Consider the following 13,220-nt stretch of genomic DNA (forward strand, 5'->3'; position numbering starts at 1 on the left):
TGATCACCGGCTCTTCCGCCTGTGCGGCGGTACCGCTCGACCGCGGTCGTCAGCCGGAGCTGCCCATTGGTCGAGTCGTTGATCTCGTGCATCGTTCCGGTGCCGGCAATCCGGGTGCGAGATCCGATCCAGTTCGGTGTGGGCGATGCGCGCGGCCCAGGCACGGGCGCGTTCCAGCTCTCCTGGACCGAGCGGGCCGGTCGAGTCTTCGAGGAGGAAATCCATCGGGTCGTCGGCGAGGGCATAGCCCAAGCGCCGCAGTCGTTTTCCGATGCCGCGTGCGGTCGATCCGGGCGGCCACGACTGACCGGCCGGTTTGGTGGCGAACGCGATGGCAGTGTGCCCCCGCGGAACGGGCAGTGCCGCTTCGAGCCACTCCAGGACACCGATATCGGCGATCGGCGCATCGGTTCGCTTGGTGGCGTCGCGGCGGGTACGCCGACGGCCGAGCCGGAAGGTGCGGGTCGGTCCGCCGACCACGAGCAGATGCACCTTCGGAGCGGGCACTTCGGCGGCCGCGGCCACCGGCACGACTTCGACGTCGGCGTGCTCGCGCAGCCCTTCCGCGATGGCTTCCGCGACCGCCGCGGTGTTGCCGAACATCGATTCGTAGACGACTCGTGCACGCATGGCTGGCTCTCCTCCGCACCGCGCCTCGCCGAACGCGGATACTTCGGACGCTATGCGGCGTGAAAGACCGTGCACAGAGTCGAACCGACACTTGCCGCGGGACCTTGGCCCCGTCTTCTTGTGATCCGGCGGGTTCGGAGACCGCGGATCAGAAGTTCCGGGCGCCGCTGGCCGCCTCTGAGCTGCCCGCCCTCATCGATCGCGTCAGGAGATGAGCGAGGTACGCCGCGTCTGGTGACCAGCGCGGCTCCGGGTCACGGATGCTGGCGAAGGGGGCGGCCCAGTACACCAGACCGCGCGGTTATCGATGCGCCCATCTTTTCGCCGCGGTGTGGTCGTGGGTGGGAATGACCTCGACGTCCGCGGGCAGGCGGTGCAGGCGGTGGATCGCTGCGAACGCGGCGGATCGGTCGTGGTCGACGAGAAGCCCTGGCAGCGGGGGTTTCTCGCGCAGCAGCCGGATCTGCTCCCGCCGCCAGACGGCGTCGCCCGCCAACAGCACGGTGCCCCCGTCCGCTACCGCGAGAACGAGCCCGATGCTGCCAGGGGTGTGCCCGGAAAGGTCCACCGCCAGCACCGAGCCGTCGCCGAAGAGGTCGTGGCTGCGGGAAAAGGTGAGTACTGGAGGCCCGTCGAGGTCGAAGGCCGGTGTCGGTCGTGAGCCGAGCGACTCCGCGACGCCCACGGGGGCCGTCTCGGGGTTCGTCGCCCATCCCAATTCGGCCGTGGTCACCCGCAACGCGAGGGATGCCGGCAGGTCGAGCAGTCCGGCCACGTGGTCCCAGTGGATGTGCGTCGCGATCGCGAAGTCGAGTGCGTCCACGGGGACAGCGGACATCGCGAGCGCATCGGCCAGGCCGACAAGCGATTTACGTGGAGCGACGAGATCGCGATACGGGCGGCGCAGCTGCGGCAGGACCCGGGCGTGTACGTCGGCGCACATCGCCGGATCGACCACGAAACGAGCCTGTGGGTGTTCGACCAGAAAACTGGTCATAGCGATCGCTACCGAGGGCGGCCGCAACGCTCCTTCGATCACCCCGTAGGCCGGAGCGGGCCGCACACCATGGATGAGCGCGGTCAGCCGGACCCTGGCTCGCGCCGGGGGCAATCCCGCGTCGGTGAGCGTGTCGAGCAACTCCGTGTCGCGACGTCGCGGCTGCAGCGTGCGCCACGGCATCGACATCCCGGCGGCGCAACACGACCACCACGTCCCGGCGGTACCGGTCCGCGCCGTCAACGGCCCCGCTGATGGCAGATCCACACCCGCCCCTTCCAGCCCGACCGGCAGCGGCACGGCCGACGAACAGCTTTCTCAGGCAAACCACGATGTTAACTCAGGTTCCGGCAGTCGACCGGTGCGCGATCGCGGACCCGCAGCGCGCCGGCGGGATGCGCGCGATGATGGAGGGGTGCGCACCCGCTTCCACGATCACCTCGAGCAGCTCGCCGACCACTTGCGAGCGATGTGCGTGCGCAATCGGGAGGCCATCGCGATGGCCACCGACGCCCTGCTCGGCGCGGATCTGGAGCTGGCCGAACGCACCATCGACTACTGCGCCGAAACCGCCGCGATGCGCGAGGACGCCGAGCACGCCGCGGTCACCCTGCTCGCCCTCGAAGCTCCCGTCGCGGGAGAACTGCGGCAGGTGGTGACGGCGCTGCAATTGGTCGATGACCTCACCCGGATGAGCGCGCTGACCGAGCACATCGCCGACGCCGCCAGACGCAGGCATCCCGCCGGCGTGGTCCCCGAACCGGTGCGAGACCTGATGACCCACATGGGTGCGGCGGCTGTCGACCTCGCCGACGCCGCGGTCGGTGTGCTGACCACCGCCGACCCCGGCGACGCCGCGGACCTCGACGCTCGCGACGACACCATGGACGATCTGCACCGCGACCTACTGGAGGCGATCCTGGCCGAAGGATAGGACAACGGCACCGCAGCCGCGGTCGACGTCACTCTGCTCGGCCGCTACTACGAACGCTTCGGCGACCACGCCGTCGAGGTGGGCCGCCGCACCCTGTACATGACCACCGGGCGCCGCCCGGACGACGAGGTCGCGCGCTCGATATAGGTCCGTGACGAGACGATCCAGGCCGGCCACGAAGGACCGGCCTGGATCGTCGAATATCGATCAGGCGAGATCGAACCGGTCGTTGTCGACCACCTTGACCCACGCAGCGACGAAGTCGTCGACGAACTTCGCCTCGGCGTCGTCCTGCGCGTACACCTCGGCCACCGCCCGCAGCACGGAGTGCGATCCGAAGATGAGGTCGTTGGCCGTCGCCGTCCACTTCGCCGCACCGGAGGCGCGGTCGAAGCCTTCGTAGACGTTCTCCGCCGACTCCGATGCCTTCCACTCGGTGTTCTGGTCGAGCAGGTTGACGAAGAAGTCGTTCGTCAGCACGCCCGGCCGGTCGGTGAACACACCGTGGTCGGTGCCGCCGTAGTTGGCGCCCAGAGCGCGCAGACCACCGATGAGCACCGTCAGCTCCGGAGCCGTTACGTCCAGCATGTACGCCCGATCGAGCAGCAGGCGCTCCAGCGGAGCCTTCTCGCCGGTCCGCGTGTAGTTGCGGAACCCGTCGGCCCGCGGTTCGAGCACCGCGAACGACTCGACGTCGGTGTTCTCCTGGGTGGCGTCCGTGCGTCCGGGTGCGAACGGCACCGTGACCTCGTGGCCCGCGTCCTTGGCGGCCTTCTCGATCGCCGCGGACCCGGCCAGGATGATCAGGTCGGCGAGCGAGACCTTCTTGCCGCCGGAGGCCGAACCGTTGAAGTTCTGCTGGATCTGCTCGAGCACCGGCAGCACCTTGGCCAGCTCGTCCGGCTCGTTGACTTCCCAGTTCTTCTGCGGCTCGAGCCGGATCCGGGCACCGTTGGCGCCACCGCGCTTGTCGGTGCTGCGGTAGCTGGCTGCCGAGGCCCAGGCGGTCTTGACCAGTTGCGCGACCGACAGGCCGGACTCGAGCACCTTGCTCTTCAGCTCCGCGATGTCCTGCTCGTCGATCAGCTCGTGATCGACGGCGGGAACGGGATCCTGCCACAGCTGCGGCTCGGGAACCCACGGGCCGAGGTAGCGGCTGATCGGGCCCATGTCGCGGTGCAGGAGCTTGTACCACGCCTTGGCGAACGCCTCGGCCAGCTCCTCGGGGTGATCGAGCCAGCGCCGGGTGATCTCCCGGTAGATCGGGTCTTCGCGCAGCGACAGGTCCGTGGTCAGCATGGTCGGCGTACGCGCGGGGCCGCCGAACGGATCCGGGATCGCGCCCTCGCCCGCACCGTCCTTCGGCTTCCACTGCCAGGCCCCGGCGGGGCTCTTGGTCAGCTCCCATTCGTAGCCGTAGAGGTTCTGCAGGAAGCCGTTGCCCCACTTGGTCGGGGTGGCGGTCCAGACGACCTCCAGGCCGCTGGTGATGGCGTCCTTGCCCTTGCCGGTGCCGTAGGCGCTCTTCCAGCCCAGGCCCTGCTGTTCGAGGGGAGCGCCTTCCGGCTCGGCGCCGACCAGGCTGGCATCGCCCGCGCCGTGCGTCTTGCCGAAGCTGTGTCCGCCGACGATCAGCGCGGCGGTCTCCTCGTCGTTCATCGCCATGCGGCCGAATGTCTCGCGGATGTCGCGCGCCGCGGCCACGGGATCCGGCTGACCGTTGGGCCCTTCGGGATTCACATAGATCAAGCCCATCTGGACGGCGCCGAGCGGGTTGGCCAGCTCGCGGTCACCGCTGTAGCGCTCGTCGCCGAGCCAGGTGTCCTCCGGACCCCAGAAGACCTCCTCCGGCTCCCAGATGTCCGGCCGGCCGAAGCCGAAGCCGAAGGTCTTGAACCCCATCGATTCGAGGGCCACGTTGCCCGCGAACACCAGCAGGTCGGCCCAGGAGATCTTGTTGCCGTACTTCTGCTTGACCGGCCACAGCAGCCTGCGCGCCTTGTCCAGGTTGGCGTTGTCCGGCCAACTGTTCAGCGGCGCGAAACGCTGCGCGCCCTGACCGCCGCCGCCGCGGCCGTCGGAGATGCGGTAGGTGCCCGCGGCGTGCCAGCTCATCCGGATGAACAGGCCGCCGTAGTGGCCGTAGTCGGCGGGCCACCAGTCCTGCGAATTGGTCAGGACCGCCGCCACGTCGGCCTTGAGGGCGTCGACGTCGAGCTTCTTGAATTCTTCTGGGTAGTTGAAGTCCTCCCCGAGCGGGTTGGACTTGGACGTATGGGCGTGCAGCACCGAGACATCGATCTGCTCCGGCCACCAGTCCTTGTTGCTGCGGGGGCGGTGGTCCGTCTTCGCGGTGGGGGACGGGATCGCCGGGTTCTCGCTCTCGCTCGCGCTGTGGGTCTTGGTGTCAGGATTGGGCGGGCGGCTATCGGATGACACAGCATTCCTTCCTGAATGAGTGATGTGGGCTGCGATCACGAATGTGATCGGGAAGCCTGTGATTCCACACAATCGGGGCACAGGCCCCAGTAGATGACCTCGGCTTCATCGATCGAGAACCCGCTGTCATCGGACGCGGTCAGGCACGGGGCCTCGCCGATGGCGCAGTCGACATCGGCGATCACCCCGCACCCTCGGCATACGACGTGATGGTGGTTGTCGCCGACCCGCGATTCGTAGCGGGCGACGGACCCGGACGGCTGGATACGCCGGACCAGGCCGGTGGCGGTGAGTGCGTTCAGGGAGTCGTAGACCGTTTGGTGGGACACCTCGGGCAGCGCGGATCGAACAGCGCGGATGATCGACTCCGTGTCGGCGTGCGGGTGGTCGTGCACCGCGCTGAGCACCGCGACCCGCGGGCGGGTCACACGTAGCGAAACTCCTCGCAGCATCTGCTGGAACTCCGAGGCCGTTGGCATGCTCGGAAGTCTCGTCCGTTTTCTGGAACGAGTCAAGAGTTTGTTCGGAAGTTGCGCGGTACGGGTCGCGCGGAGGCCGCCTCGAGGGTCGTCGCGCAGCGTACCCACTGCCGCGCAGAGCGCGTGGGCGTTTGCGGCGATTCGATCGAGCCGACGAGGCGCGGAGGATCCGGCGACCGGATCGGATGGGCAACCAACGAGCTATCTCGGCGCTGCGGCCACATGGGCCCGCTCAGGGCCGGAAAACGGATCGGATGCAGCCTTCCTTTTTGTGCTTGAAGACGTCGTAGCCGTATACCGCGTCGTCGAGCGGCATGTCGTGGGTGATCAGGTAGGAGGGGTCGAGATCGCCCTGTTGGATGTAATCGAACATGCGGGGTACGAACCGCTGGCCGTATTGCTGTGCCGTGCGAATGGTGAGGCCCTTGTTCGTCACGGCGCCCATGGGGAATTTGTCGGTGAGACCGTATACGCCGAGCACCGAGACGATGCCGCCTTTCCGGCACGCGAGAATCGCTTCCCGCAGCGGTGTCGCGCGATCCGATTCCAGCCGGAGCAACTGTTTGGCCCGATCGTAGAGTTGCTGGAGTCCGGTGCCGTGTCCTTCCATCCCGACGGCCTCGATGCAGGCGTCGGGGCCGCGCCCACCGGTACTTTCCCGCAGGACCTCGTAAACGCTGTCGACGGCGGTGTAGTCGATGGTTTCCGCGCCGAACTGCTCTTCCGCCACACGCAGCCGCTCGGGAAGGCGGTCGATGACGAAGATCCGCTCGGCGTCGAGCAGGCGTGCCGTGTGCCCGGCCATCAACCCGACGCCGCCGCTGCCCCACACCGCGACGGTGTCGCCGGGGTGGATGTCGCAGAATTCGGCGCCCATCAGTCCCGTCGGCACGGCATCGGACACGAACAATGCCTGTTCGTCGGTGATGCCCTCCGGTATCCGGAAACAGTTGGTGTCGCCGAAGGGGACACGGACATATTGCGCATGGGAACCCTGATAACCCCCGAAGGGATGGGTGTAGCCGTAGATTCCGCCGGTCGGGTAGCCGAAAAGCGGTTGTTGCAGAGCGCTGTTCGGATTGGTGGTATCGCAGAGGGAATACAGTTCGTGGTCGCAATACCAGCACGATGCGCACCCGATGAAGGACGGGACCACGACACGGTCACCCACGGCGATCGAGGTGACTTCGGCTCCGGTTTCTACGACCTCGCCCATGAATTCGTGGCCGAAGACGTCGCCTTCCCGCATTCCCGGCAGATATCCGTCGATGAAGTGCAGATCGGACCCGCAGGTGGTGGTCAGGCGGACTTGGACGATGACATCGTGCGGATTGACCAGAACCGGATCGGGGACGGTTTCCACGGCGAGTTCGTTGACGCCGTTCCAGCAGAGCGCGTGCATGTCTCCTCCTGTTCACCGAGCGGAAGAGCGGGCGCTCGGATTGTGGGCCAGGGTGGGCATTTCGCCGGTCTGCAGCCGGGCTCGGGCTCGGTAGAGCGCGTGAACATGCCCGCGCCCGTCAGCAGGTCGGGCAGCGGGGTCCGGGCTCGCATCGTCACTTCGGTCCCGAGATTTCGCGGTGCTTCCCGGAAGGTGAGTTCGATTTCGAGACCCTGGCCTGCGTCCTGGTCGGCGGAGCCGACGAACCGGAAGTGTCCGTCCTCCTCGCGCAGTGTGGTCTTCCAGGTCGTGTGTCCGTCGGCGCCCGCGTGCAGCCTCCACTCGTAGGTCGACGGAGCGGGAGATCTGACCTCGGCGATCTCGCCGAGTACCTCGGATAGGCTCGTCGGGTCGCGCCAGAACTGCTCGACCTCGGCTCGTGGCCGGGCGATGGTCACGGTTTGGCTGCCCGAGTAGCTGGTCGCCGACTCGATCACCCGTCCCACGAGATCGCTGAGCAGGTGTTTGGTGTCATCGATGTAGTGCATAGGGCCCTCCTGTCGGTCTCCGTGGTCGCAAGGCACCCGACACACACGAAGGGACCCTGCGATTCGGACACGAACCATCGGCCGCAGAGTCGTGCGCTTCCTATGCGGTCTCGGAGCGGCTACCCGCCGCCGGAAACGCCAAACCGATTTCGTCCGGCTCCGCCGACCTCCGCCCACACCGCGCCGCCGCCGTTCATCTCGATCGGCCGATCTCCGCCTGCTTCGCTGTCAGGCGCGCGGCGAATTCCGGGGAGTCGAGGGAGGCGACCTGCGGCACGATCTCGGCGTCGACGGCATCGGCGTGGGCGTCGAGGTTCGCGGTGTGGCGCATGGTGCGCTTGGTGGTGATGAGCAGATCGCGCGGAGCTTCGGCCGCGCCGCCGGCGAAGTCGATCGCTCCGGCGAGCAGCGCGTCGTGATCGCCGTCGATCACCCGGTGCGCCAATCCGGCGCTCAGCGCCGACCGGGCATCGAGGATCTCTCCGAACAGCGTCATCGCGGCGGCCTGTTGCGGTCCGACGGCGCGTTGCAGCATCCAGGTCATCCCGCCGCCGGGATGAAGGCCGAGCCGCAGGAATCGCGCGTCGAACCGCGCGCGGGGACCGGCGATCCTGACATCCGCGGCCAGCGCCAGATTGAGTCCCGCGCCGACGGCGGCGCCGCCGACCACCGCGATGGTGGGCAGTGCGCAGCGCGCGACCGCGAGGAATCCGTCGTAGATCACCCGCAGCCCTTCCTCGCGTGCCGCACCGAGCGCGCTCAGATCGGCTCCGGCGCAGAATGCGGGCGGGGTTCCGGTGATGAGCACCGCGTGCACGCCGGTATCGCGCTCGGCCTCGGCCACCGCGGCGGCCAGTTGTTCGGACAGCGCCGGTGTCAACGCGTTCCGCCGATCCGGGTCGTGCACGGTGATGACCGCGACCTTGTCCCGCCGCTCACTCCTGATCTCCGCCATGACCGGATCGTAGGCGCCGGGGACGGTCGGAAAGACGCTCGGGACCGCGCACCGTGTCGGACGATGCCCGATCGCGAACGTGGTCGCCGACCGCTGCCACGGGCCGCGCCGACCGCGTCAGTCGATCGGCGGCAACTCCGTTCGTGAACCGACGGCGAACGCTTGGATACCATTTGCACAGGTCCGCGGATGCGTGGCGAACAATTTGCGTTCATTCCGCGTCGAGTACCTTGCGGGCACGGTCGTAGTTCTCCTTGCGCTCCGAAGCGCCATTGGAACCTCCGTTGATCGATCTGGTGATCGCGCCGACATCCGATTCGTCGGCCCGGTCGTTCAAATCCTTGGCGTCCCAGAACCACCCAGCGGTTGCGAAGGCGTACTTCGGATCGGCGGCCAGCTTGTGATCGCCGACGAGATCGACACCGAGGGCGTCGCCCGCCTTCCGGTAGTTGTTGCGACCGGTCAGCTGCAACGCGCCACGGCCGTGGAAGCGGGCGCCGTCGCCGGGCTTGTTGTTGCCCAAGCTTCGGCCCACGCTGGAGCCGGGCCCGTAGAGGCGGTTGAAATATTCGTCGTCACCGTATTCGTCGAGCGTTTTCAGGTCGTCGGTTTCCACCCCGATCTGGGCTAGGAAAGCGGCTTCCCGCTTCGGCGTGTCGATCCCGAAGTCGCGCATCGCCTGGTCGAGGTAGGGCAGGTACTCCCGCAATTTCGCGCGGGATGTGCCGGGGAAGATCCGCTCCAGTTGCTCCAGGCTCAGCGGGCCCGTGGTCCCGGCCCGGTCGGCATTGTGCCCGGCGACCGCGGCGAATTTCGTCTCCACCCGCACGAGGGTTGCGACGACTTCGGTCAGGAGGGCCTTCTCCTCGGTCGGCGACAATTTCTTCGAGCGCGCCGAGACCGCCACCGTGGCAGCTTGCAGCACCGGTGCGAGACGTGCTGCCTCGTCTCCGATCGTTCCGATCAACGCGATGTTGTCCTTCGCCACGTCGCCCACCTTGCCGGATATTTCCGTGGCTTGGGCTTTCAGATCGTCGGCAAGGCGGGCCAGCTTTCCGGACTTCTCGTTGTAATGCGTGGTGACGATGGACTCGTTGGCCACGTCGTACAAGTCGGCCTCATCGAGCAGGACGATCAGGTCCGGAATGCCCTCGGGGTGTCCGTTGCCGAGTTGGTCGACCATGAGATCCAAGGCGTTTCGAGTGAACTCGATGACTTCCCGCAGCGTGGCCGAGGCTTGTGGTGGGGCGATCAGACTCTCGATCTGTTTCCGGGTATCGGCGACCGCCGAGGACGCCGGCGGGGTCGGATCCGACCCGAGTACCTTGGCCGGTAGTGCGAGCAGACCGTATCGTGCCCGCCCCCAGGGATCCGCCTGCAACGGGTCGTAGGGGGTGCCCATGTCCACGATTCTCGCATGACCAGCGCAAACGTCCGCCAGTCTCTCCCCAGCTTTGACAAGGCGGTCTCACCCGGCGGGGAATATCGAGCGAGCGCTTCGAGTGTCTGCCGACTCAGGTGGTGACGACTCCGGCGCAAGCGGCATGCATGCCGGTGCGAGTGCCGGGCAATCCGTCCGCCGCACAGTGTTTCGCATGAACGAGACACGTGAAGTGGTGGTGGTCGGCGCCGGGCCGGTCGGGCTCATGCCGGCCTGGGCGCCCGGCGGTCTGCTCGACACCTACACCGCCGAACGCCATCCCATCGGGTTCGGCGGGCGCCGCGGTCAGCTCAGCAGGCGCTGTTCCAGTTGCGCGAGGACGGCTCGGTTGCGTTCCGCGTCCAGGGCAAGGGCCGCCGCCCAGACGTGCGCCGAGATGACTCCGGTCTGGACTCGGTCGATCCAGTCGTGAATGGTGCTGCGCCGATCGAGGGTGTCGCTGTCGAAGGTGATCGGTTCGAGCTCCGGCAGATGCACGTAGCGCAGCTGGGTGATCTCCCTTCCGCGGGCGTCGAAGATGCTGGCGGCCCACACTTCCTTGGGGGTGGAGGATTCTTCCGGCCCGTCCGGCGATGGGGTGATCGTGTCGGGCTGGTTGTCGATCCCGTGCACGACGGCGTCCGTGGCGGCCTGGTGGGCCAGCCCGAATCCCCACAGGCGGCCGTTCATACCCGCCATCATCCGCCCGGCGATGTCCAGGATGGGAGAGCCCGCCACGGTGGGGGTGTCGTTGGGCGAGAATTCCGCGAAGCCCGCCGCACTCGCGCTGTCGTCCTCGCCGGTGCCGGTGAAACCCCAGACGTGGACGAGGCCGGTGTCGGTGGTCGGCGCACCGCTGCGGCGCGTGATCATGGCGGGCAGCAGGATGTCGATGACGGATCGGGCCGGATACCGAATCGCCGGTACGGTACTCGGACGACGTGAGTTGTTGTTGCGCTTGGGGTTCCGGCGGCCGGACATAGAACTTCTCCGTCGAAGTGTGGTTTCGGACAAGGCGTCGATCCGGTGGTGCTCAGCGTTGTCAGTGTAGATAGACCGACCGGTGACGTTGTCGACAACAGCGCATACTCGTCCGCGTCGCATGCCCGAACCAACGGCCTCGGCTACCGCGCTCGGTTCACCGTCTCGCCGACTGCCGCGGGTTGTTCGTCCAGGTCGGCGCTGCGGTGGGCCGGCTCCTCGCCGTGTGTGCTCGCACCCGCGCGGGCGGCGTCGGCATCAGGACGTGTTGACAAGCGTGAACCCAGCGACGGCAGCCTTTCCCGGGCGGCGTCAGCCGGAAAGCCGTTCGTCAGGTCAGGTGGTCGGTCGGTGAAGCAGAACCTGAGGTTCGCCGTGCCTTTCGCGGTCTCGGTCGTCGTGATGAGCTGGTAGCGCAATGGTGCTCGGTGCGCGGCGGCGGTGGTCCAGATGGAGCGGTGGCTCGTCGCGAGATTCTCCGACGCGCCGCCGATATGGGCTGTCCCGCAGCACCGGCGGGGTCGCGCTGCCGCATCGGCGGTCAAGCGGTGCGATCCAGCCGCGGCGCGGAATGCCCTATCGTGGCGCTGGTTTCGCCGATGAGGCGCCGCAGGAAGGCTTCCTGCTGCTCGCGTCCGTGGATGGCGGCGCGGTCGAGGCCGCCGGGAGTCAGGTGGGTGTAGGCGGTGCGCACGAGGTTGACCGGGATGCGCAGCGCCGGGTACCAGGGCGGGACATAGGCGGGCAGGCCGAGGATACGCATCGCCTTGGGTCCGAGGAAGGCGCTGCTGACCGACAGGTGCTGGGAGCGGGCGAGCCGGCCGCGCAGCGTGGGCAGGTTGGGATAGGACCAGTTCAGTGGATCGTCGGCCATAGGTAGGGCGAGCTGGCGGCTGGTCTCGTCGGGATTGGTGATGGCGGTCAAGCAGTGGTCGAGGATGGCGATGCCGTCGCGGAAGCTGGTGGGCAGCCATTGCTCTTCGACGCCGATCAGCCAGCCGACGTAGCGGGTGAGGTGGGCGGCGGCGGCCAGCTCACGGGGGGAGAGGATGACGCCGAGCGCCATGCCGCCGACGACGGGAGCGAGCAGGGCACCGACGAGAGTGGCGGCCATGTCGGTCTGGTTGATCGGCAGGCCCCATTCCCCGGTGCGCCAGTCGGGCATGGCGGCGACGTGCCTGCGGACCAGCGAGTGGATGAGGCGCACGTGCAGGGTGGAGCGGTAGCCGACACCGTAACGGTCCATGCCGTTCTCGGTGGACACGTCCATCGCCCATTGCAGGGTCTCGGCGAACCGGCGGGCGGGGCCTTTCTCCAGGGCGCCGGTGCGCAGAAGGGTCTTGTTGAAACCGGAGGCCAGATAGCCGCCGATGAAGGAGACGTCACGGGCGAAATACAGCCCGTCGTTGCCGCCGGAACGGAACACACGCTCGCCGTCGCGCAACAACTTCGGGTCGACCCAGGCAGGGGTGTCCTCGACGGCGGTGAAGAACTCGCGCAGCGGCGCGGGCGCGCCGGGGATGCTGTCGATGCCCGACCGGAGTGCCTGCTCGAACAACGGCCGCGTGACGGCCATGCCTTCGGTGTACATCCACTCGACGAGGCTGTCCATCGGCTCGTCGCCGACGAGCAACGAGGCGCCGAGCAGCTGCCAGCGCTGCGGGGAGGGTTTCCCGATGCGCAGCAGCGCGGCGAGCGGGCCGAGGCCGGGCGCCTTACGAGGCCGATCGGGATGCCGGGCCGGGATTGTCGCGGACGTCGTCATGGGTGGGCTCCTCGTCGGGGCGGGTGATGCCGTGTTTCATCAAAGGCACGATGGTGGTGCGGACAAAGGCGCGGGCGCGGTCGTCGTCGGTGAAGTCGACGCTGCCGCCGCCGGGGGTGAGCATCAGCGAGTGGGCCAGGCGGGCGACGAGTTCGGCCACCGGGCGCGGGTCGTACTCGTCGACGAGGCCCGCGGACTGGGCATGAGTGAGCATGCCGACGATGTACTCGATGCCGATGGACACCAGGCGTTCGCCCTGGACGGTGGAGAAGCGCAACGCTTCGTCCGGCGCGACCCGCAGCAGCTGGGTGACCAGCCGGTGGATGCGGGTCTGCAAGAGGACGTGCAGCATCGTGTCCTCGATCTGGGCGTCCACGTCGATGGCGGTGGCGGCGATCGCGGTCACCTCCGCGAGCATGCGTCGGGTCTCGCGGGCCAGCACCGCTTGGATCAGGTTGTCCTTGCCCGCGAACCGGCGGTGGATGGTGATCCGGCTGAGCTCGGCCATGCGGGCGATGTCCTCCAGGCTGGACCGGCGGATCCCGACCTGCAGGATGCGTTCGAGCGCGGCGTCCATGATCCGTTCGTCGACGCCGTCGGAACCCTCGCTCATGATACAAACATATAAAGACTGTGTCATTGAGTCAATGATTCGACGAGTGTGGCCGTGACACCGGTCGCGATCGTCGCA

At 67.7% G+C, this 13,220-nt stretch carries 13 protein-coding genes; 1 reads left to right on the forward strand and 12 read right to left on the reverse strand.

Annotated features, from left to right (window positions below; translation table 11 throughout):
- Positions 1-3 precede the first annotated feature (3 nt).
- A complete protein-coding gene (locus ACWEH3_RS24920) occupies positions 4-630 on the reverse strand; it encodes a hypothetical protein (RefSeq protein ID WP_450023624.1) in 627 nt (208 codons plus the stop codon).
- A gap of 301 nt (positions 631-931) precedes the next feature.
- On the reverse strand, positions 932-1,894 hold the full coding sequence (locus ACWEH3_RS24925) for an MBL fold metallo-hydrolase (RefSeq protein ID WP_450023622.1): 963 nt from the start codon (positions 1,892-1,894) through the stop codon (positions 932-934).
- 148 nt (positions 1,895-2,042) lie between these two features.
- Between ACWEH3_RS24925 and ACWEH3_RS24930 the strand changes: the two genes are divergently transcribed.
- Entirely contained in the window at positions 2,043-2,561 is a 519-nt protein-coding gene (locus ACWEH3_RS24930; RefSeq protein ID WP_450023620.1) for a phosphate signaling complex PhoU family protein, read from the forward strand.
- A 207-nt stretch (positions 2,562-2,768) separates the two neighbouring features.
- On the opposite strand, the gene katG is transcribed toward ACWEH3_RS24930, so the two are convergent.
- The 10 genes from katG to ACWEH3_RS24980 form a co-directional block, all read right to left on the reverse strand.
- Entirely contained in the window at positions 2,769-5,000 is a 2,232-nt protein-coding gene (gene katG, locus ACWEH3_RS24935; RefSeq protein ID WP_450023618.1) for a catalase/peroxidase HPI, read from the reverse strand.
- A gap of 35 nt (positions 5,001-5,035) precedes the next feature.
- Positions 5,036-5,479, reverse strand: coding sequence for a Fur family transcriptional regulator (locus tag ACWEH3_RS24940; protein ID WP_355079392.1), 444 nt, complete (start codon positions 5,477-5,479; stop codon positions 5,036-5,038).
- 232 nt (positions 5,480-5,711) lie between these two features.
- The gene (locus ACWEH3_RS24945) at positions 5,712-6,881 is read right to left on the reverse strand and encodes a zinc-dependent alcohol dehydrogenase (RefSeq protein ID WP_450023616.1); all 1,170 of its coding nucleotides are present in this window, start codon (positions 6,879-6,881) and stop codon (positions 5,712-5,714) included.
- Positions 6,779-7,408 (reverse strand): hypothetical protein, encoded by a 630-nt coding sequence (locus ACWEH3_RS24950; RefSeq protein WP_450023614.1) that lies wholly within the window; start codon positions 7,406-7,408, stop codon positions 6,779-6,781. Before ACWEH3_RS24950 ends, ACWEH3_RS24945 begins: the two co-directional genes overlap by 103 nt.
- A 193-nt stretch (positions 7,409-7,601) precedes the next feature.
- Entirely contained in the window at positions 7,602-8,363 is a 762-nt protein-coding gene (locus ACWEH3_RS24955) for an enoyl-CoA hydratase (RefSeq protein ID WP_450023612.1), read from the reverse strand.
- A gap of 211 nt (positions 8,364-8,574) precedes the next feature.
- Positions 8,575-9,765, reverse strand: a complete 1,191-nt coding sequence (locus tag ACWEH3_RS24960) for a glycoside hydrolase family 19 protein (protein WP_450023610.1) — start codon at positions 9,763-9,765, stop codon at positions 8,575-8,577.
- Between the two features lie 324 nt (positions 9,766-10,089).
- Positions 10,090-10,764, reverse strand: coding sequence for a hypothetical protein (locus ACWEH3_RS24965; protein WP_450023608.1), 675 nt, complete (start codon positions 10,762-10,764; stop codon positions 10,090-10,092).
- Between the two features lie 143 nt (positions 10,765-10,907).
- Complete coding sequence (locus ACWEH3_RS24970) at positions 10,908-11,183, reverse strand: hypothetical protein (protein WP_450023606.1); 276 nt, start codon at positions 11,181-11,183, stop codon at positions 10,908-10,910.
- Between the two features lie 122 nt (positions 11,184-11,305).
- Complete coding sequence (locus tag ACWEH3_RS24975) at positions 11,306-12,529, reverse strand: oxygenase MpaB family protein (protein ID WP_450023604.1); 1,224 nt, start codon at positions 12,527-12,529, stop codon at positions 11,306-11,308.
- Positions 12,480-13,142, reverse strand: coding sequence for a TetR/AcrR family transcriptional regulator (locus ACWEH3_RS24980; protein ID WP_450023602.1), 663 nt, complete (start codon positions 13,140-13,142; stop codon positions 12,480-12,482). Before ACWEH3_RS24980 ends, ACWEH3_RS24975 begins: the two co-directional genes overlap by 50 nt.
- Between the last annotated feature and the right edge of the window lie 78 nt (positions 13,143-13,220).

It is taken from the genome of Nocardia sp. NPDC004718 (assembly GCF_053601535.1).

What these genes read in the sequence shown, in the direction of transcription:
- ACWEH3_RS24920 (WP_450023624.1), bottom strand. Translation starts at nt 630, where the DNA reads ATGCGTGCACGAGTCGTCTACGAATCGATGTTCGGCAACACCGCGGCG.
- ACWEH3_RS24940 (WP_355079392.1), bottom strand. Translation starts at nt 5,479, where the DNA reads ATGCCAACGGCCTCGGAGTTCCAGCAGATGCTGCGAGGAGTTTCGCTA.
- ACWEH3_RS24945 (WP_450023616.1), bottom strand. Translation starts at nt 6,881, where the DNA reads ATGCACGCGCTCTGCTGGAACGGCGTCAACGAACTCGCCGTGGAAACC.
- ACWEH3_RS24950 (WP_450023614.1), bottom strand. Translation starts at nt 7,408, where the DNA reads ATGCACTACATCGATGACACCAAACACCTGCTCAGCGATCTCGTGGGA.
- ACWEH3_RS24955 (WP_450023612.1), bottom strand. Translation starts at nt 8,363, where the DNA reads ATGGCGGAGATCAGGAGTGAGCGGCGGGACAAGGTCGCGGTCATCACC.
- ACWEH3_RS24960 (WP_450023610.1), bottom strand. Translation starts at nt 9,765, where the DNA reads ATGGGCACCCCCTACGACCCGTTGCAGGCGGATCCCTGGGGGCGGGCA.
- ACWEH3_RS24965 (WP_450023608.1), bottom strand. Translation starts at nt 10,764, where the DNA reads ATGTCCGGCCGCCGGAACCCCAAGCGCAACAACAACTCACGTCGTCCG.
- ACWEH3_RS24975 (WP_450023604.1), bottom strand. Translation starts at nt 12,529, where the DNA reads ATGACGACGTCCGCGACAATCCCGGCCCGGCATCCCGATCGGCCTCGT.
- ACWEH3_RS24980 (WP_450023602.1), bottom strand. Translation starts at nt 13,142, where the DNA reads ATGAGCGAGGGTTCCGACGGCGTCGACGAACGGATCATGGACGCCGCG.